The following is a 19,002-nucleotide window of genomic DNA, read 5'->3' as shown; positions in this document are numbered from 1 at the left end:
ATTAGCCATTGTCGGAGCCTCCCATTGCGGTGGCGGCGTCGCGCACGGCTTGGCGGATACGAGGGTAAGTCATGCAGCGGCAGAGGTTGCCGGTCATCACCGCGTCGATGTCTTCGTCACTGGGGTTGGGCGTGTCTTTCAACAAAGACGCCGCCTGCATGATCTGGCCCGACTGGCAGTAGCCGCATTGCGGCACGCGCAGGTTGCGCCATGCCTCTTGAACGGGGTGCTTGCCCTCTTCGTCCAGCCCTTCGATCGTGGTGACCGACAGCCCCTCGACGTCGCCCAGATAAGTGATGCAGGACCGTGTCGCGGTGCCGTCGATATGCACGGTGCAAGCGCCGCATGCGCCGATGCCGCAGCCGAATTTGGTGCCGGTGAGGCCGATCTCATCGCGGATCGCCCACAACAGGGGCATGTCCGGGTCAGCATCGACAGAAATCGACCGCCCGTTCAATTCGAATTTTATCATGAAGTGGTGTCCCTTGGGGTATGCTTTGCCTGAGGGGAGCGCGCGTATAGCTGCCCTGATTGAGCGGCTGTACATAGGTCTAATGGCCGGGGATGACAGCGCAAGACTGCGCTGATCACGCGATTGTCAGAATGGTCGCGCGCCGCGCGGTCAGACGTGCTGCCCGCCGTTCACCTCTATCTCGGTCCCCGAGACATAGGAGCTTTCTTCGCTACACAGGAAATAGATCGCCCGCGCGACCTCATTCGGCTGGCCAAGGCGACGCATGGGGATGTCACGCACGATCTTGTCGGTGCCCTCGCTGAGGATCGCCGTCTCGACCTCGCCCGGGGCGATCGCATTCACACGCACGCCAAGGGGGCCGAAATCATGGGCCATCTCACGCGTCAGCGCCGCCAGCGCCGCTTTGGAGGTGGCATAGGCCGCCCCGGCAAAGGGATGCACCCGCGACCCGGCGATGGAGGTGACATTCACCACTGACCCGCGCCCGGCAGAAAGCTCATCCTGAAGCCCGCGTGCCAGAACTACGGAGGCGAAGAAATTCACATGAAACACCTCACCCCATGTCCGCAGATCGGTGTCGAGCGTGCTGAGCCGCGCGCCATCCTCGCCCTTGGGCGAGACGCCCGCGTTGTTGACCAGAGCATGCAAAGGGTTGCCGCCCAACAGCCTTTTGACCTGCGCGACCGCCTCTATCGTCTGGTTCGGATCGCTGAGATCGACCTGCACATGATCCTGCGCCCCGCCCGGCCAAGGGCATTCGGGCGAGAACGCCTGCCGCGAACAGCCGATCACCCGCCAGCCCTTGTCGGCGAAAGCCTTGGCCGTGGCATGGCCGATGCCCCGGCTGGCACCGGTCAGCAGCAGTGTCTTTTGGTCGTGATCCGCAGGTTTCATCGTCTGATCCATCTTGGGCGCAGCGGCTGAGGTAGCGCCCTAATCGGCCGCCGCCAGCGCGCGTTCATAGTCCTGCCCCGGAATAGCGTCGAGCAGGCTGCGCGTATAGGCGGTATCGGGGTCGTGCAGCACTTTGCTGACCGGCCCCGCCTCAACGATCTGGCCCTTTTGCATCACGATGATCCGGTCGCAGATCCGCGCCGCGACGCGCAGGTCGTGGGTGATGAAAAGCATCGACAGATGCAGCCGGGTTTTCAACTCGGCCAGCAGGTCGAGCACCTGCGCCTGAATGGAGACGTCGAGGGCCGAGACGGCCTCATCCGCGATGATGATCGACGGGTCCAGCGCTAGCGCGCGGGCGATGCCTATCCGCTGCCGTTGCCCGCCCGAAAACTCATGCGGAAAACGTTTCATCGCGCTTTCGTCCAGCCCGACCAGTTCCAGCAACTCGCGCGCTTTGGCCTTGGCCTCCTTATCCGGGGTGCCATAGGCGATGAGCCCCTCGGTAAGGATGCGCGACACTCGCGCGCGGGGGTTGAGAGATGAGAACGGATCTTGAAAGATCATCTGCAACTTGCGCCGCTGCGCCCGCAGTTCTGGCCCCGACATCTCCGCGATGTCGACACCGTCCATCAACACGCGCCCCCCGTCGGGATCGAGCAGCCGCACCAAACAGCGCCCTACGGTGGATTTGCCCGAGCCGGACTCCCCCACGATGCCGATGGTTTCGCCTGCAAAAAGCTCGAAACTCACGTCTTGGACGGCCTTCACCACCCGGCGCTTGCCAAAAAGCGTGCCAGAGCCGGTGGAGAAGGTCTTTTGCAAGCCCTCGACCTTCAAAAGCGGCGTGCGTTCGACCTCTGCCGTGGCTTCGGTTTTAGTCAGCCGGGGGATCGCGTCGATGAGGGCGCGGGTATAGGGGTGTTGGGGCTTCAGCAGCACCTCTTGCGCCGGGCCAGCTTCGACGATCTCCCCCTTTTTCATGACGATCACCCGGTCGGCGATATCGGCCACCACGCCAAAGTCATGGGTGATGAAGATCACCGCCATACCGCGTTTGCGCCGCAGGTCTTCGATCAGCTTGAGGATCTGCGCCTGCGTGGTCACGTCAAGCGCGGTGGTCGGCTCATCCGCGATCAGGATGTCAGGCTCCAGCGCCAAGGCCATCGCGATCATCACCCGCTGCCGCTGCCCGCCAGAGAGCTGGAACGGATAGGCGCGGATCGCCGCTTCGGGGTCGGGGATGCCGACTTCCTCCAACAGTTTCAGCGCCCGCGCCCGACGCTCGGCCCCGTTGAGCGCGCCATGGGCCTCGAAGACCTCAGCGATTTGCGCGCCGATACGCATCAGCGGGTTCAGCGCACTGAGGGGTTCCTGAAAGATCATCGAGATGCGGCTGCCGCGCAGCTTCAGCATCTCTTTCTCCGACAGGCCAAGGATCGACTGGCCGTCGAAGGTGATGTTGCCCTTTTCGGGCAACACCCCTTGCGGCAGCAGCCCCATCACCGCATTGGCCGACATGGATTTGCCCGAGCCGCTTTCACCGACGATGCAGAGGATTTCGCCCGGGGCGAGGTCAAAATTAATGTCCTTCGCGGCATAGAGCCTATCGGCCCCGACCGGCAGAGCGATGGACAGGTCACGGATGCTAAGCAGGGTCATTCGGATTTCCTCGTCAATCGCGGGTTCAGCGCGTCGTTCAGACCTTCGCCGATCAGGTTCAACGCCAGCACGGTCAGCAGGATCGCCATGCCCGGCAGGAAGGACAGCCACCAAGCGGTGCGGATCACGGTGCGCGCGGCCCCGATCATATAGCCCCAGGACATGATGTTCGGATCGCCCAGCCCCAGAAAGGACAGCGAGCTTTCCAGCAGGATCGCCTGCGCCACCATGAGCGAGGCCAGCACGATGATTGGCGGCAGTGCGTTGGGCAGGATGTGCCGGGTGATGATCTGAAGATTGCCGAGGCCCGACAGGCTCGCCGCCTCGACGAACTCGCGGGTTCGGAGCGACAGCACCTCGCCCCGTACCAGACGCGCGACCGGGGGCCATGACACGATGGAAATCGCGATGATCACAAAAGTCAGGCTGGGCTGGAAGATCGCCAAGAGCACGATGGCGAGCGCAAAGCTCGGGATGGTCTGAAAGAACTCGGTAAAGCGCATGAGCGCGTCGTCGATCCGGCCTGCGAAATACCCCGCCGCGGCCCCCACCGGCACGCCGATGGCCAGCGCCACAATGGTCGAGACCAGCCCGACCAGCAGGCTCACATAAGCGCCATGGGCCAGCCCCGCCATGACATCGCGGCCAAGCGCATCGGTGCCCAGAAGCAGCCCGTCTTGGGTGAAGGGCGGCAGGAAGGGGCGCTGCACCATTTTCCACGGGCTCTGCGGAAAGAGGATGGGCGCAAGGATGGCGGCGGCTATGACGAAGGTCAGGATGACCAAGCCGATCACCGCGCCACGGTTATAGCTGAAACGTTTCCAAAAACTCATCATGTCGTCAGCCTTATCCGCGGATCAACAATGACATAGATGACATCCGTGATCAGGTTGAACAGCAGCACCATGGCCGCCGAGATGTAGAAGACCCCGAGGATCACGTTGTAATCCCGCTGGTTGATCGCCTCGAACATCAGCCGCCCGATGCCGGGCCATGCAAAGACGGTCTCGGTCAGGATGGCCCCGCCAAAGATTTGCCCGGCCTGAAGCCCGGCCAGCGTGATCACCGGCAATAGCGCGTTGCGCAGGATGTGCCGCCGCTGGATCACGCCGCGGTTCAGCCCCTTGGCGCGGGCGGTTTTCACGAAATCCAGCCGCGAGACTTCGAGCATCGAGGCCCGCGTCATGCGCATGTAGATCGCCGTGAAGAACAGCCCCAGCGTCGAAGCCGGCAAGATCAGATGTTTCGCCACATCCAACACATGGGCGAGGCCCGTATAGCCCGCGCCGATGGTGGAATAGCCAAAGCCCGGCAACCATTCGAGCCAGACCGAGAACACCAGCGTCGCCATCAGCGCCACCCAAAAGAGCGGGGTTGCATAGAACAGCAGCGCGAAGGTCGAAATGATCGTGTCACCCCACCGCCCCTGCCGGGCAGAGGCCGCGACCCCGGCGGTCACGCCCAGCACCAGCGACAGCACGAAGGCCACGCCGGTCAGCAAAAGCGTCGCGGGCAGGCGGTCGCCGATCATCTCGGCCACCGGCATCTGCTGGCGGAAGGAATAGCCAAGGTCGAACTGCACCGCGCCTTTGATGTAAATCCACAACTGCATGTAGAGGGGCTGGTCCAAGCCGAAACGCGCCCGCAGGTCTGCAAGAAATTTCTCGTCCGCCGCCCCGGCTTCGCCCGCCATGACCGCCGCAGGGTCACCCGGTGCCGCATGGATCAGCAGGAAATTGAAGACAAGGATCGCCAGCAGGATAAACACTGCCTTGACCAACCTGCCCAATATGAAACGTATCACGCTATCCGCCCCGTGTTGTTCTGATAGATGCCCGAGCCGCTGTGGCGGCTCGAGCCTTGAGCGTTGTCGCTCTTGTTACTTATCGAGCCATACGTCGCGGAAACCGTCGTTCACGCCAAAGGCGGTGTTGACCGGGTTCTTCACGTCGCAGCGGTAGATGGTGGGGAAGCCCAGTTCCAGAAGCCAGATGTTCGGCACATCCTCGACGATCGCGTCTTGGATCTCCTTATAGGCGGCCTTGCGCTCTTCCGGGCTGGCCATCAGGGCCGCTTCGGCAAAGAGCTTGTCGGTCTCGGGGTTTTGGTAGTTCGCTACGTTGTTCCAAGGCGAACCGGGGGCGGCATTGTCGCCCATATAGGTCCGCGAAACGCCAAGCGCCGGATCGCCGTATTGGTAGAGATAGGTAAAGGCGAGGTCGAAGTCGCGGTCGGCAACCTTCTGGTTCCAGCCCGCCACATCCGAGGGCACGATCTCGGACTTCATGCCGATCTCGCTCAGGTTCTGTTTGACCGCCTCGGCCCAGCGCTGCCACGTCTCACCGTAAGGCAGGCCCAAGATGCGGATGGTCTCGCCGTCATAGCTGCTCTCTTCCAGCAGGGCTTTGGCCTTTTCCGGATCATAGGAGATATCCGGCGTGTCGCCGTCATAGAAACGCGTGGAGGACGACAGCGGGCCGGTCGAAACCTTGCCCAGACCGTTCCACAGCGCGTCCTTGGCGAACTGGCGGTCGACGCCATGCATGATCGCCTTGCGCACCTTCACATCGTCGAGCGGTTTGTTGTCGTTGTTCACCCACATCCAAGACAGCGGGCCGAAGTATTCCCAGCCCTTGTCGGTGATGCAGGTGTTTTCCATTGCCTGAATGCGCGCCACGTCAAAATTCTCGACCGAGCCGCCGGGCAGCACGTCGACCTTGCCGGTCTCATAGGCCACGGCGCGGGAGGCCGCATCGGGGATCACATGGTAATAGACTTCGTCAACGTAGGGTTTCCCCTCCATGTAATAGTCTTCGTTCTTCACCAGATGGATGAAGCTGCCCTTTTCCCATTTGTCGAACTTGAAGGGGCCGGTGCCGATGGGCGTGTTATTCGCCTCGTTATTCGCGAAATCCGTGCCTTCATAGATGTGCTTTGGGATCATCGGCGCGGTGCCCGGCTCGAAAATACCGATGAAGGGGCCGAAGGGCTGCTTAAGGTTGAAGACAACCGTGTGATCGTCGGGCGTCTCAATGCTTTCGACATGTTCCATATAGGTGCGCATCCGCGAATGGCTCTCGCGCAGGAACTTATCCATGGAGAATTCGACATCCTCCGAGGTGAAGGGCTCACCGTCATGGAACACCACGCCCTCGCGCAGCTTGAAGGTATAGGTCTTGCCGTCCTCGGAAATCTCCCATGATTCAGCCAACTGCCCTTCGGGCTGAAGGTCGAAATCATAGCGCAGCAGGCTTTCGTAGATATCGCCGCCGACCATCTGTGTCGGGCCGTTCTGCACAAGGCCGATCATCAGGCTGGGCGGCTCGGGCTGGATCACGACGTTAAGCGTGCCGCCGGACTTCGGCTCACCATCCTGCGCGGCCAAAGGCCCGGCCATCGCCAGCGCCAGAACGGCTGCGGTTAATTTAGTGGTTTTTAGCATGTAAATCCCCATTGGTTTTGCTGAAACTCGCCCAAGGGCAGCGTCCGATCTGACGTCGGCTTTTTGCAGTCGCTCGGGTGGTCGCCGCGCGATTGGCGGCATCTTGATGGCTCATTCACCTGTGATGAATGATTGGATGTATCTTATGATCCCCTCCTTTGCGTCATCGATGTCTGCGCGCATTTCCGCAGCCGCGGCCGCGGGATCGCGATTCTCACAGGCTGCAATAATTGCCTGATGATGTCGAACCAGCCCCATTTGCTCTCGCGCATAGTAACCCGCGATCAGCGGCCCCATGCGGAGCCATAGCCCGCTGAGGATGGCCAACAGGATCGGCATCTCTGCCGCCTCGACCAGCGCGAAATGGAACTCTTGATTATACTTCACCGCCTGCGGCCAGCGCCCGGCCACCGCTGCGGCCTCGTTCCGTTCCACGATCTTTTTCAGGCGGCGGATTTCCTTGGGGCCGACCATCTCAGCGGCGCGGCCTGCGGCAAAGCCCTCCAGCTCGCGCCGGATGCTCGCGATTTCAAGATACTGCGCCTTTGTCAGCACCGGCACGCGCACATCGCGCACGCTGCGCTGGACCAAAGCCTCATCCCGCAAGAGCCGCTGCACCGCGTCGCGCACCGGGGTCGAACTGGTGCCCAACCGCTCAGCCAAGCCGCGAATGGTGACCTTTTCATTCGGGCGAAGCCTACCTTCCACCAAGTCCTGACAGACCCGATCATAGATCGCATCGCCCAATGAAACTTGATTGATCTCGGCCATCGCGCCCTCATCCTTACTGGCCGACTTGCTGCCAGTTTTGATGCATGATGCATCATTTCTATTGAGCCTGCAAATTAAAACTGCAATGCTCCGCCGCAACGACATCAGACCACAGGGAATGTGATGAAAGTCTTTTTCGATGAACGCCAGCTTGGCCATGCGCCGACACATTACTTTCGGCGCGGCGCGGCGATGCCGCATCAAGAACAGCCACAACGTGCTGAAATTCTACGCGATATGTTAATCGGCGAAGGGTTTGAGATCAGCAAACCCCAAGACCACGGGCTGGCGCCGATCAAGGCGGTGCACAACCCCGATTACGTTGACTTCCTGCCCGATGCCCATGCCCGTTTCGTCGAAAGCGCGGGGCCGGATGCGCTGGCCATCCCCACCATGCACCCCGGCGTGCGGCGCGGGAAAGAGCCCAAGGACATTCACGGTCAATTGGGCTGGTGGATGACCGACACTTCGACCCCGCTGACCGAAGGGTCATGGGATGCGGCCTATTGGTCCGCCCAAACCGCCATTGAGACGGCCCAAACGGTGGCGACAGGCGCCCGCGCGGCCTATGCGCTCTGCCGTCCGCCCGGCCACCATGCGATGCGCGATTGCTCGAACGGGTTTTGCTTTTTCAACAACGCCTGTATCGCGGCAGAGCACCTGACCCAGACCTTCAAGAAGGTCGCGCTGATCGACATCGACGTGCACACCGGCAATGGCTCGCTCGACATCCTTTATGAACGCGGCGACATCTTCTTTTGCTCGCTGCATCCCGATCCGGCCACCTACCCCACCTTCTACCTTGGCCATACCGATGAGACGGGCGAAGGCGACGGGGCGGGCAAATCGCTAAACCTGCTGCTGGAGCAGGGCGCGAGCCAAGATGAGGTGCTGGCCCTGCTCGACAAGGGCATCGCCGCGATCCGCGATTTCGGGGCCGAGGCGCTGGTCGTCTCGCTGGGCTTCGACATGGCCGCCGACGATCCGCTGGCTGCCGTGAAGGTCTACCCCGACGGCTTTGCCGAAATGGCCCGGCGCTTGGCGGCGCTGAACCTTCCCACCGCATTGATCCAAGAGGGCGGCTACCTTGGCCCCTCCCTTGCCGATAACGCAAAATCATTTCTCACGACATTCCGCGAGGCCACAGCATGAGCAAGACCCCCAAAGAAATGAACGGCGCGGAAAGCGTTGTGCGCAGCCTGCATGCGGGCGGGGTGGAGGTCTGTTTCGCCAACCCCGGCACCTCCGAGATGCAATTCGTCGACGCACTGGACCGCACCAAACTGATGCGCTGCGTTCTGGGCCTGTTCGAGGGGGTGGTGACCGGCGCCGCCGATGGCTATGCGCGCATGGCGGGCAAACCGGCGGTGACCCTGCTGCACCTTGCCCCCGGTTTCGCCAATGCCGCCGCCAACCTGCACAACGCCCGCAAGGCGCGGGTGCCCATGGTCAACCTTGTGGGCGATCACGCGCTGCGGCATCAGAAATACGACGCGCCTCTGTCGGCGGATGTCGAAGGTGCCTGCGCGCCCTTCAGCGATTGGGTACGTTCGGGTCGTGACGCGGGCAGCTTTGCCGCCGATGCGATGACCGCCCTCGCGGTTGCCCAAGGCAAGCCGGGCAAGGTCGCCACGCTGATCGCACCCGCCGACATCGGCTGGGACGCGGGCGGCCAGATGGCCGAGGTCGTGCCCCCCGCGGCCCCTGCCCCGCTGGACGAAGCCGCGCTTGATGCCGCGGTCAAAGCCTTGGAAAGTGGTGAGAAGACCGTGCTCTTGGTCGGCAGCGGTGTGCTGGAAAACCAAGAGGCGATGGCCCTGCTGCATGGCATCGCGGAAAAGACCGGGGCCGATATCCTCGCCCCGACCTCGAACCGCCGGTTGGAGCGCGGACAGGGGCGTTTTGCCGTCAACAAAATCCCCTATCCGATCAACGCGGCGCTCGAATGCCTCTCTCCCTACAGCCGCGCGATCCTGATCGAGACCCCGCCGCCGGTCGCCTTTTTCGCCTACCCCGGCAAGCCGAGCCTGCTGTTGCCTGTCGATTGCCACAACGTGACGCTTGCCCCCGTCGATGCGGATGGCGCCACCGCACTGGCCGCTCTGGCGGACCGCATCGGCGCAAAACCCGCCACCCCGCGCGGCCACGCGCGGCCCGCGGCACCTCAGGCGGGCGGCATCAGCTTGCAAAACCTCGGCGCGGCCTTGGCCAATGCGCTGCCCGAAGACGCGATCGTGGTGGATGAGGCCGTCTCTTCGGGCGGGGCCACTTTCCCGGCGGGCGACAGTGCCGCGCCGAACACCTGGCTCGCGCTGACCGGCGGGTCGATCGGCATTGGCATCCCCCTTTCCGCCGGGGCCGCCATCGCCTGCCCCGACCGCCCGGTGATCACGCTGCAAGCCGATGGCTCGGCCATGTACACAATTCAGGCGCTCTGGACCCAAGCGCGCGAGAATTCCAACGTTACCACCATCATTCTGGCCAACCAGTCCTATGAGATCCTCAAGGGCGAATTGCACAACGTCGGCGCACAACCCGGCCCCGACGCGCTGAGCATGCTGAACCTCGACCGCCCGCAATTGGATTTCGTGGCCATGGCCAAGGGCATGGGCGTGCCGGGCAAACGGGTCGAAGACATTGCCGAGTTGATGCGCACCATCGAAGAGGCCGCGAAAGAGCCCGGCCCCTTCCTCATCGAAGCGATGCTGTAACCCCGAAAGGACACGCCATGCCCCTTGATCCAGACCTCAAGTCTCGCATCGTTCAGGCTGTCGAAGACGGATTCGCCGAACAGGTGAGCTTTACCCAAAAGCTCGTGCAAATGCCCTCCCTGCGCGGCCATGAACATGCGATCCAAGACCTGTTGTTTCGCAGCCTGCAAAGCCGTGGCTACGCGATGGACCGCTTCAAGATGGACCGCGCCGCGATTGAGGCGCATCCCGGCGGGTCGAAATACTCCGACGATCATTCCGACGCGCCCATCGTCGTGGGCATCCACCGCCCGCGCGATGAGCGAGGCCGCTCGCTGATCCTGCAATCGCATCTCGATGTGGTGCCCGAGGGGCTGCACGACATGTGGGACGATCCGCCCTTTTCGGCCAAGATCGACGGCGATTGGATGTATGGCCGGGGTGCGGGCGATATGAAGGCGGGGGCGGCTGCAAATATCTTTGCGCTCGACGCGCTGCGCCGCATCGGGCTGCAACCGGCGGCAACCGTCTATGTGCAATCCGTGGTCGAGGAGGAATCCACCGGTAACGGCGCTTTGCAGACTTTTCTGCAAGGCTACACCGCCGATGCGGTCTTCATCCCCGAACCCGAAGAGGAAATGCTGGTTCGCGCCAATACCGGCGTCATCTGGTTTCAGGTGCAGTTGCGCGGCGTGCCGGTCCATGTGCGCGAAATGGGCGAAGGGGCCAATGCCATTGATGCCGCCACCCGCGTCATCACCGCCCTGCGCGAGATGGAGGAGGATTGGAACGCGGAAAAGGGCCAGCATCCGCATTTCGAAGACGAGGCCCATCCGATCAACCTCAACATCGGCAAGATCGAAGGCGGCGATTGGGCCTCATCGGTGCCGTCATGGTGCAACATCGATTGCCGCGTTTCCATCTATCCGGGCCGCAGCGCCGAGGATGCCGCGCGCGAGATTACAGAGCGGGTCAAAGCCTTCGCCCAGAGCGACAACTTCCTGTCGAACAACCCGCCCAGGGTGGTCTTCAACGGTTTCCACGCCGAAGGCTATGTGCTGGAGCCGGGCAGCGAGGCCGAAGCCGTCTTGGAACGCGCCCATGAAGAGGCCATCGGCGCGCCGCTGCAGTCCTTCATGACGGCGGGCTACCTCGATACGCGGGTCTATGCGCTTTACAACAAGATCCCCGCGCTCTGCTACGGGCCGAAATCGCGCAACATTCACGGGATCAACGAATCCGTCAGCCTCAGTTCGGTCAAGAAGATCACCCAAGCCATGGCGCTCTTCATCGCCGAATGGTGCGGGACCGAAGGCACCGCCCCATGACCGAGGCCGGGATCACGCCCCATGGCGGCCTGCCCCCCTTCCTCAGCGGCGTGCTGGTCGAAGAGACCGGGGCCCAGACCGACCTGCTGGCACAAGACCCGCCCGCCTTTAACGCGGCCCGCGCAGCAGAGGTCGCGCTGCGCTGCTATGGGATCTCGGGAGAGATCGAACCGCTAGCCGCTGAAAAAGATGCGAACTTTCTCATCACCCTGACCACGGGCGAAAAGGCCCTGCTAAAGATCACCAATGCCGCCGAAGACCGGGCGGTGACCGACATGCAGACCGCAGCACTGATGCATCTGGCCGCCGCCGATCCCGAACTGCCGGTGCAACGCATCTGCGCCAGCCTGAACGGCAAAGCTGCCGAGGTCGCCACCGCCGCCGATGGGCAGCCCCATGTCGTTCGCCTGATGTCCTTCCTCAGCGGCACCGTGCTCAGCAATGCGACCCCGCAGCCCGGCCTCTACCGCGCCTTGGGCGATTTTCACGCGCGGGTCACCCTTGGGCTGCGCGGGTTCTTTCACCCTGCGGGCGGGCATTTCCTGCAATGGGACATCAAACAGGTGAGCTACCTGCGCCCCCTTCTGGCGGATGTGCAGGACGCCGCGCTGCGTCAGCAGTTGCAGCATAGGCTTGACCAGTTCGACGCGGAAACCGCCCCGCGATTGCCGCATCTGCGGGCGCAGATCGTGCATAATGACTTCAACCCCCATAACATTCTGGTCGACGCGCCACAGGCGCAGTACCCCATCGGGCTGATCGACTTCGGCGATATGGTGCATACGCCGCTGGCCTGTGATCTGGCGGTGGCCTGCTCCTATCAACTCGGCCAAGGCACAGACCCGCTGGGCGCCATTTGCGAGATGGTCGCGGGCTTCGCCGCACGCCTGCCGCTGGAGGCCGAAGAGGTCGTGCTTCTGCCCAGTCTGATCCGCCTGCGCCATGCCACCACCTTGGCGATCGGCGCCTCCCGCGCGCGGCGCTATCCCGACAATGCCCCCTATATCCTGCGCAACGCCGCCGCATCGCAACGCGGGCTGGCCGCGCTCGACCAAGTGGGCGACGCCGCCGCGATCAAAGCCCTGCATCATGCTGCGGGAACGGAGTGACCGATGACCATGATCAACGCCTATGATAGCGCCCAAGCCGAGGCCCTTAGCCCTGCCGACCGCGCCCTGATCGACCGCCGCGCCAAGGCGCTTGGCCCCGCCTACCGGCTGTTCTACGACCAGCCGCTGCATATCACGCGCAGCGAGGGTGTCTGGCTTTGGGACAAGGACGAGCGCAGATATCTCGATGCTTACAATAACGTTGCATCGGTCGGCCATTGCCACCCCCGCGTGGTCGAGGCGATCACCCAGCAGTTGGGCGTGCTGAACACCCACACCCGCTATCTGCATGAAAACGTTGTGACTTATGCCGAACGGCTGCTTGCCACGATGCCCGACGCGCTTGGTCATCTCATGTTCACCTGCACCGGGTCCGAGGCGAATGACATCGCCCTGCGCATCGCCCGCAGCTATACCCGGCGCGAGGGCGTCATCGTCACCCGCCTTGCCTATCACGGGCTGACCGAGGCGGTGGCCGAACTCTCCCCCTCTCTGGGCGAATTCACCCCGCGCAGCCCGCGCATCCGGCTGATCGACGCGCCCGACACGCTGCGCATCCCCGAGGCGCAACAGGGTGCCAAACTCGCCGCCGATCTGGCCCAAGCGATTGCCGAGATGCGCGCCGATGGGATCGAGCCTGCGGCCTTCATCGTCGATACGATCTTTTCCAGCGACGGGCTGCATCCCGATCCCGCGGGGTTCCTGCAACCGGCGGTCGATCTGATCCGCGCCGAGGGGGGGCTTTTCATCGCCGACGAAGTGCAACCCGGCTTTGCCCGCACCGGCGATGCCTTCTGGGGGTTCCAGCGCCACGGGCTGGTGCCTGACATGGTCACGATGGGCAAGCCGATGGGCAATGGTTTCCCCCTTTCCGGCACCGCGATGCGGCCAGAGCTGGTGCAAGAGTTTGGCGAGAAGGCGCGGTATTTCAACACCTTTGGCGGCAACCCCGTGGCCGCCGCCGCAGGCATGGCGGTGCTCGACGTGATCGCGGATGAGGGATTGCAGGACAATGCCACAGCCGTCGGCGGTTTCCTCAAGAGAGGCTTGCAAGACATCGCCACCCGCTACCCCGAGATCGGCCATGTGCGCGGCGCGGGGCTGTTTCTGGCGGTCGAATGCGTCACCGCGCGCGAGACCAACGCCCCCGATGCCGCCCGCGCCAAATTCGTGGTCAACCATCTGCGCCAGAATGGCGTCTTGATCAGCGCCACCGGGCCGGGGGCCAACGTGCTGAAAATCCGCCCCCCGCTTGTCTTGCAGCAGGCCGAGGCGACTTTGTTCCTCGACGCGACAGAAGCCGCCTTCGCCGCCGCGCGGGCCGAGGGGGTTTAACCCTGCGACCCTACTGCGCCTCGCGCAGGGACCGCTCCCGCGCGCGGGCCTCGGTCAGCCATTCCGGGTCCATCTGCGGCACCGATGTCAGCAGCCGCTTGGTATAGGCCTGCTTTGGGTCGCCAAAGATCTCATCACGCCCGCCCTGCTCTACGATCTGGCCATTCTTGAGCACGATCACCTTATGGGCAATCGCCTCTACCGTGGCCAAGTCATGAGTGATGAACATGAAGGTCAGGTCCAGCTCGGTCTGCAAACGCACCAAAAGCCGCAGGATCCCTTCGGCCACCAATTGATCCAGCGCGCTGGTGACCTCGTCACAGATGATGAACTCCGGCTCGGCTGCCAGCGCCCGCGCGATGCCCACGCGCTGCTTCTGTCCGCCCGAAAGTTCGCTGGGTTTGCGGTCAAGGAAAGCGCGGTCGAGGTCGACCAAATCCATCAGTTCCGCCACCCGGGCTTGAAGCTCGTGCCCCCTGCGGCCCGTGAACTTGCGCACTGGGCGGGCCAAAATCTCGCGGATACTGTGGCGCGGGTTCAGCGAGGTATCCGCCGATTGATAGATCATCTGGATATTGCGCAGCGTCTCGGCCCCGCGTTTGGCCAGTTGCGGCTCAAGCGGCGCGTCGTTCCAGAAAAACTGCCCGGCGACGGGGGGCAACAGGCCTGCGATGACCCGGGCGAGGGTTGATTTACCCGACCCGCTTTCCCCGACGACGGCAGTGGTCTGGCCGCGCGGAAAGGTAAAGTTGAGATTATCCAGCACGGTCATCGGCCCATAGGCCGCCGAAACCCCCTCGCAGCGGATCAGCGCCGGAGCCTCCCCCGCCTCTGCATCGGGGCGGCGAAACGACCGCACGGCCCAGAGCGAGCGGGTATAGTCCTCTTGCGGGGCGTCGAGCATGGTCTTGGTCGGCGCGGTCTCCACCGCTGCGCCATCCTTCATCACGCAGATGCGGTCGGCCATCTGGCTCACCACCGCCAGATCATGGGTGATATAGATCGCCGCCGTGTCATATTGCTCGACAATATCGCGGATCGCGCCCAGCACTTCGATCTGGGTGGTCACGTCCAAAGCGGTCGTCGGCTCGTCAAAGATGATCAGGTCGGGGCGGCAGGCCATGGCCATCGCCGTCATCGCCCGCTGCAACTGGCCGCCCGACACTTGGTGCGGGTAGCGAAAGCCGATCTCTTCGGGGTTGGGCAATTGCATCTGACGGTAGAGCGCAACGGCGTCCTGCTCTGCCGCCGCGCGGCCCGAGACACCGTGCAAACGCGGCGCTTCGGTATATTGGTCGATCAGCGTCTTGGCGGGGTTAAAGCTTGCCGCCGCGGATTGGGCGACATAGGCGATGCGTTTGCCGTGCAACCGGCGCAATTGCCCGCGCCCCATGCCGATCAACTCGGTGCCGTCGAATTCGACGCTGCCCCCGGCAAAGCGCACCCCGTCGCGGACATAGCCCATCGCCGCCAAGCCGGCGGAGCTTTTGCCCGCCCCGCTTTCGCCGACGAGGCCCAGCACCTCACCCCGGTCCAGTTCCAGATCGAGCCCTTTGATGATCACATTGGGCCGCGCGCGGCTGCCTGCCTCAAGCCGGAGACCGCGAATGTTCAAAAGATTTCCCATATGCTTGGCCCCTGCTCGGTTAACTTTTCAGACCGCTGGCGCGGTGCAGCATCCAATCGACGATCAGGTTGATCGCAACGGTCAACAAGGCGATGGCCGCCGCCGGGATCAGCGGGGTGATATCGCCAAAGCTGATCAAGGTGGCGTTCTCTTTCACCATCGATCCCCAATCCGCCGTGGGCGGCTGGATCCCGATGCCAAGAAAGGACAGCGCCGCGATAAAGAGAAACACAAAGCAAAAGCGCACGCCAAATTCAGCGATCAGGGTGGACCAGATGTTGGGCAGAATTTCGCGCCGCAGCAGCCACGGCGTGCGCTCTCCGCGCAGCTTGGCGGCCTCGACGAAATCAAGGCCCACCACATTCATCGCCGCCGCGCGCGACAGGCGGTAGACCGGCGCCACATAGATCACCGCGATCACCCCGACCATATTGGGGATCGAGGGGCCGACAATGGCCAAGAGCATCAGCGCCAGGATCAGCGGCGGCACGGCCATCAACACGTCGACGAGCCGCGACAGGACTTCGTCCAGCCAGCCGCCTTTGAGCGCGGCCAGCATCCCCAGCGTGGCCCCGACCGAAAAGGAAATGGCCGTGGTCAGCAGCGCCAGCCCAACCGTATTGCGCGCGCCAAAGATCATGCGTGACAGCATATCGCGGCCAAGATTGTCGGTGCCAAGCGGATGCGCACCACTCCACGGCAGATAGGCGTCGCCCACCACGTCCGTCTCGCCATAGGGCGCGATCCACGGGGCGAAAAGTCCGGTGATGGCCACGAGGACCAGCACCACCATCCCAAAGATCGCCGAAGGAGGCGCGGATTTCAGCAAAGATTTCATCGTTATCTCCCGTGCCGCAGACGCGGGTTCGACATGATCGAGATGATGTCGGCCAGAACGTTCAGCGTGATATAGACAGCGGCAAAGAACAGCCCCACGGCCTGCACCACCGGGAAATCCCGGCTGGAAACCGCATCGACCAGTAACTGGCCAAGACCGGGGTAGGAAAAGACGACCTCGACCACCACCACGCCGACCACCAGATAGGCAAGGTTCAGCGCCACGACATTGACGATCGGCGCCAGCGCGTTGGGCAGCGCGTGTTGCAGAATGATGCGCCAGCGCGGCACGCCCTTGAGGCGGGCCATCTCAATATAGGGCGAGGCCAGCACGTTGATGATGGCCGCCCGCGTCATCCGCATCATATGCGCCACGACCACCAGAATAAGCGTCAGCGCGGGCAGAAAGCTGCGATAGAGCGCGTCCCAAAGCCCCGTGGCGCTGTCGATCCGTGCCAGCGTGGGGAAGACGCCCGCTTTGATCGACAAAAACAGGATCAGGACATAGCCCACGAAAAACTCGGGCATGGAGATGGCGGAAAGCGCGGTCAGGTTGACGCCGCGGTCAAACAGCGTGTTGCGCCACAGCGCCGCCAGCAGCCCAAGGATCACCGCCAGCGGGGCGGCGATGACGGCGGCATAGACGGCCAGAAACATGGTATTGGCAAGCCGCGGGCCCAAAAGCTCAGACACCTCGCGCCCCGAGGCCAGAGAGGTGCCGAAATCGCCGCGCAGCACACCGCCGAGCCAATCGAAATACCGAAGATGCGCAGGCTGATCGAGGCCAAGCTCGGCGCGAAAGGCCGCGAGGGTCGATTCAGTCGCCGATTGGCCAAGGATCTGCTGCGCCAGATCACCGGGCAAGAGTTCGATGCCAACGAACATGAGGGCGGATACGACAAAGAGGGTCAGAATGCCGAGGGACACTCGGCCGATAACAAGCTTCTGAAGCCGGGACATTTTAAGGTTTTCTCCGGCCCGGGGCGGGCCATTGGTGCGGGAAACGGACGGCCCTTGGGGGCCGCCCGCGTGAAGCTGTGGCTTAGGACATCCACCAGCGTTCGATGAAGCGCTGGCTGTCGAGATCCCACATCTCGGACACTTCCTCGGGCATCTGAACGCTTTCGCTCATGGCCGAGACATATTGACCGAAGGCCGGGATCAGCGCGCCGCCCTGCTCTTTCACGATCTTCTGCATCTCGCCGTACATCTCGGCGCGGCGGGTCTGGTCCAACTCGGGCCGCGCTTGCAGCAGCAGCTCGTTAAAGCGCTCATTGTCCCATTTGGTCTCGTTCCACTCCGCATCGGCGGCGTAGCCGGTCGAGAACATGAGGTCAGGCGTCGGACGACCACCCCAATAGGAGCAGCAGAAGGGCTTTTGCAGCCAGACGTTCGACCAATAGCCGTCATCCGGTTCGCGCTTCACGTCGATGTTCAGCCCCGCAGGCCGCGCGCTTTCGGCGAAGAGCACGGAGGCATCCACGGCCCCGTTGAACGCCGCATCCGAAGTCGAGAGCGTAACGTCGAGGCTTTCCAGACCCGCCTGTTTCAGGTGGTACTTCGCCCGCTCGGGATCATAGGTGATCTGTTCCAGATCGTCGTTGTAATAGGGCATGGAGCGCGAGATCGGTTGGTCGTTGCCCACGGTGCCATAGCCACGCAGAACCTTTTCGATCATGTCTTCGCGGTTGATGCCGTATTTCAGCGCCATGCGCACGTTCAGATCATCGAAGGGCGCCGTGTTGGTCTGCATCGGCATGATGTAATGCAGCGTGCCGTCTTGGGTGTGGATCTTCACGTTGGGCGCGCGGCCCAGAAGGTTGATGGTCTTTAGGTCGGGCCGGTCGATCAGATCGACCTCACCGGTCATCAGGGCGTTCATCCGGGCCGCCGGGTCGCCGACTTTCAGGATCACGACCTTGTCGAAATGCGCGCGGCCTTCTTTCCAGTAGTCATCGCGGCGCGAGAGTTCGACCCGCACGCCCGGCTCGAAGACATCGATCACATAGCCGCCGGTGCCGATGCGGCTGTTGGGGTCAATCGTGCCATCGCCGGTGTCTTGGCGAATGCCGAGGTGGTAGTCATTGAAGATGAACGGGAAGTCCGCGTTGCCGGCGGCCAGTTCAAAGATCACGACCTTATCGCCATCGGCGCGGATATCGGTGATCTGCTCAAGCAGCGGTTTGATACCGGATTTGGACTCGGGCCCCATGTGGTGACGGATCGAAGCGATCACGTCATTCGCCGTGGCCGTCTTGCCGTCCGAGAATTGCGCATTTTCGCGCAGGCGGAAGGTCCATGTGGCCGCATCGCTGCTGGCCTCAAAGCTCTCGGCAAGGTCGGGCTGGGCGGTGCCGTCGGGGGCGATCTCAGTCAATGTGTTAAAGACCGCATAGCCGCTGGCGAACATAAAGTCGTTGTTGAAGGTCGCCGGATCAAGGCTGTCGGAAGTGGAGCCTTGGGTAAAGCCCACCCGCAGGGTGCCGCCCTTCTTGGGTTGCGCCTGTGCCCGCGCCCCGTGTGGCAGGATCAGCCCTGCCCCCACGGCGGCGGCGGTCCCGGCTAGAAAGCTGCGACGGCTCGGGCCGGTTTGACGGTTTGTGAAATTGGTCATTGTATCCCCCTTTGTTTGTTTTCTTGCTCGAACGCTCTGACAAAGCGCTCGGCGTCTTGCTGCGGTGCCGCGTCATTGGCCGCCGCCCTCGCACTGGCGTGGGCGCTTTGCCCAGATGCAGGCGCGGTCGAAACACGCGGCCAAAGGATGGCGCGCGCCCCTCTGCGCTGCGATCCGTCGCGGCATTTCGCCCGCCGCAACGATCTTGGCCATAGGCA

General features: G+C 63.0%; 16 protein-coding genes. 5 read left to right on the top strand and 11 right to left on the bottom strand.

Features of this window, described 5'->3' with window-relative positions; genetic code table 11:
- Nucleotide 1 precedes the first annotated feature (1 nt).
- The 7 genes from ACGYLX_RS09345 to ACGYLX_RS09315 form a co-directional block, all read right to left on the bottom strand.
- Nucleotides 2-472 carry a (2Fe-2S)-binding protein gene (locus ACGYLX_RS09345; protein WP_394448936.1) on the bottom strand — a complete coding sequence of 157 codons (471 nt, stop codon included), beginning with the start codon at nt 470-472 and terminating at the stop codon, nt 2-4.
- A gap of 150 nt (nt 473-622) precedes the next feature.
- The gene (locus ACGYLX_RS09340) at nt 623-1,381 is read right to left on the bottom strand and encodes an SDR family NAD(P)-dependent oxidoreductase (protein ID WP_394448933.1); all 759 of its coding nucleotides are present in this window, start codon (nt 1,379-1,381) and stop codon (nt 623-625) included.
- 27 nt (nt 1,382-1,408) lie between these two features.
- The gene (locus ACGYLX_RS09335; protein WP_394448930.1) at nt 1,409-3,031 is read right to left on the bottom strand and encodes an ABC transporter ATP-binding protein; all 1,623 of its coding nucleotides are present in this window, start codon (nt 3,029-3,031) and stop codon (nt 1,409-1,411) included.
- Nucleotides 3,028-3,867, bottom strand: a complete 840-nt coding sequence (locus ACGYLX_RS09330; RefSeq protein ID WP_271689235.1) for an ABC transporter permease — start codon at nt 3,865-3,867, stop codon at nt 3,028-3,030. Before ACGYLX_RS09330 ends, ACGYLX_RS09335 begins: the two co-directional genes overlap by 4 nt.
- Nucleotides 3,864-4,835, bottom strand: coding sequence for an ABC transporter permease (locus ACGYLX_RS09325; protein ID WP_394448927.1), 972 nt, complete (start codon nt 4,833-4,835; stop codon nt 3,864-3,866). Before ACGYLX_RS09325 ends, ACGYLX_RS09330 begins: the two co-directional genes overlap by 4 nt.
- Before the next feature lie 75 nt (nt 4,836-4,910).
- Entirely contained in the window at nt 4,911-6,485 is a 1,575-nt protein-coding gene (locus ACGYLX_RS09320) for an ABC transporter substrate-binding protein (RefSeq protein WP_271692100.1), read from the bottom strand.
- A 99-nt stretch (nt 6,486-6,584) separates the two neighbouring features.
- Nucleotides 6,585-7,403 (bottom strand): GntR family transcriptional regulator, encoded by an 819-nt coding sequence (locus ACGYLX_RS09315; protein WP_394448924.1) that lies wholly within the window; start codon nt 7,401-7,403, stop codon nt 6,585-6,587.
- Here ACGYLX_RS09315 and ACGYLX_RS09310 point away from each other — a divergent pair.
- Genes ACGYLX_RS09310 through ACGYLX_RS09290 form a run of 5 tightly spaced genes read left to right on the top strand, consistent with a single transcriptional unit; the run spans nt 7,368 to nt 13,706 of the window.
- Nucleotides 7,368-8,396 (top strand): histone deacetylase family protein, encoded by a 1,029-nt coding sequence (locus tag ACGYLX_RS09310; protein WP_394448921.1) that lies wholly within the window; start codon nt 7,368-7,370, stop codon nt 8,394-8,396. The genes ACGYLX_RS09315 and ACGYLX_RS09310 overlap by 36 nt on opposite strands.
- Nucleotides 8,393-9,955, top strand: coding sequence for an acetolactate synthase large subunit (locus ACGYLX_RS09305; protein ID WP_394448919.1), 1,563 nt, complete (start codon nt 8,393-8,395; stop codon nt 9,953-9,955). The genes ACGYLX_RS09310 and ACGYLX_RS09305 overlap by 4 nt, the downstream gene beginning before the upstream one ends.
- Before the next feature lie 17 nt (nt 9,956-9,972).
- Nucleotides 9,973-11,262 carry an ArgE/DapE family deacylase gene (locus ACGYLX_RS09300; protein ID WP_394448916.1) on the top strand — a complete coding sequence of 430 codons (1,290 nt, stop codon included), beginning with the start codon at nt 9,973-9,975 and terminating at the stop codon, nt 11,260-11,262.
- A complete protein-coding gene (locus ACGYLX_RS09295) occupies nt 11,259-12,371 on the top strand; it encodes a phosphotransferase (RefSeq protein WP_394448914.1) in 1,113 nt (370 codons plus the stop codon). The genes ACGYLX_RS09300 and ACGYLX_RS09295 overlap by 4 nt, the downstream gene beginning before the upstream one ends.
- Before the next feature lie 3 nt (nt 12,372-12,374).
- Nucleotides 12,375-13,706: an aspartate aminotransferase family protein gene (locus ACGYLX_RS09290; RefSeq protein WP_394448911.1), complete on the top strand. Its 1,332-nt coding sequence runs from the start codon at nt 12,375-12,377 to the stop codon at nt 13,704-13,706.
- Between the two features lie 10 nt (nt 13,707-13,716).
- Here ACGYLX_RS09290 and ACGYLX_RS09285 read toward each other — a convergent pair whose 3' ends face one another.
- The 4 genes from ACGYLX_RS09285 to ACGYLX_RS09270 form a co-directional block, all read right to left on the bottom strand.
- On the bottom strand, nt 13,717-15,333 hold the full coding sequence (locus ACGYLX_RS09285) for an ABC transporter ATP-binding protein (RefSeq protein WP_394448909.1): 1,617 nt from the start codon (nt 15,331-15,333) through the stop codon (nt 13,717-13,719).
- Between the two features lie 19 nt (nt 15,334-15,352).
- Nucleotides 15,353-16,171, bottom strand: a complete 819-nt coding sequence (locus ACGYLX_RS09280; RefSeq protein WP_394448906.1) for an ABC transporter permease — start codon at nt 16,169-16,171, stop codon at nt 15,353-15,355.
- A gap of 2 nt (nt 16,172-16,173) precedes the next feature.
- Nucleotides 16,174-17,130 (bottom strand): ABC transporter permease, encoded by a 957-nt coding sequence (locus ACGYLX_RS09275; protein ID WP_067268104.1) that lies wholly within the window; start codon nt 17,128-17,130, stop codon nt 16,174-16,176.
- An 82-nt stretch (nt 17,131-17,212) separates the two neighbouring features.
- Complete coding sequence (locus tag ACGYLX_RS09270) at nt 17,213-18,784, bottom strand: ABC transporter substrate-binding protein (protein WP_394448903.1); 1,572 nt, start codon at nt 18,782-18,784, stop codon at nt 17,213-17,215.
- Nucleotides 18,785-19,002: the final 218 nt, after the last annotated feature.

The sequence above is a fragment of the Sulfitobacter sp. 1A13496 genome, assembly GCF_043557225.1.
Lineage (GTDB): Bacteria > Pseudomonadota > Alphaproteobacteria > Rhodobacterales > Rhodobacteraceae > Sulfitobacter > Sulfitobacter faviae.
This window is presented reverse-complemented; position numbering and strand designations above follow the sequence as displayed.

Coding starts and splice junctions, on each gene's coding strand:
- ACGYLX_RS09280 (WP_394448906.1), bottom strand. CDS start 16,171: ATGAAATCTTTGCTGAAATCCGCGCCTCCTTCGGCGATCTTTGGGATG.
- ACGYLX_RS09300 (WP_394448916.1), top strand. CDS start 9,973: ATGCCCCTTGATCCAGACCTCAAGTCTCGCATCGTTCAGGCTGTCGAA.
- ACGYLX_RS09345 (WP_394448936.1), bottom strand. CDS start 472: ATGATAAAATTCGAATTGAACGGGCGGTCGATTTCTGTCGATGCTGAC.
- ACGYLX_RS09310 (WP_394448921.1), top strand. CDS start 7,368: ATGAAAGTCTTTTTCGATGAACGCCAGCTTGGCCATGCGCCGACACAT.
- ACGYLX_RS09335 (WP_394448930.1), bottom strand. CDS start 3,031: ATGACCCTGCTTAGCATCCGTGACCTGTCCATCGCTCTGCCGGTCGGG.
- ACGYLX_RS09305 (WP_394448919.1), top strand. CDS start 8,393: ATGAGCAAGACCCCCAAAGAAATGAACGGCGCGGAAAGCGTTGTGCGC.
- ACGYLX_RS09330 (WP_271689235.1), bottom strand. CDS start 3,867: ATGATGAGTTTTTGGAAACGTTTCAGCTATAACCGTGGCGCGGTGATC.
- ACGYLX_RS09290 (WP_394448911.1), top strand. CDS start 12,375: ATGACCATGATCAACGCCTATGATAGCGCCCAAGCCGAGGCCCTTAGC.
- ACGYLX_RS09320 (WP_271692100.1), bottom strand. CDS start 6,485: ATGGGGATTTACATGCTAAAAACCACTAAATTAACCGCAGCCGTTCTG.
- ACGYLX_RS09275 (WP_067268104.1), bottom strand. CDS start 17,130: ATGTCCCGGCTTCAGAAGCTTGTTATCGGCCGAGTGTCCCTCGGCATT.
- ACGYLX_RS09295 (WP_394448914.1), top strand. CDS start 11,259: ATGACCGAGGCCGGGATCACGCCCCATGGCGGCCTGCCCCCCTTCCTC.
- ACGYLX_RS09285 (WP_394448909.1), bottom strand. CDS start 15,333: ATGGGAAATCTTTTGAACATTCGCGGTCTCCGGCTTGAGGCAGGCAGC.
- ACGYLX_RS09315 (WP_394448924.1), bottom strand. CDS start 7,403: ATGGCCAAGCTGGCGTTCATCGAAAAAGACTTTCATCACATTCCCTGT.
- ACGYLX_RS09340 (WP_394448933.1), bottom strand. CDS start 1,381: ATGGATCAGACGATGAAACCTGCGGATCACGACCAAAAGACACTGCTG.
- ACGYLX_RS09270 (WP_394448903.1), bottom strand. CDS start 18,784: ATGACCAATTTCACAAACCGTCAAACCGGCCCGAGCCGTCGCAGCTTT.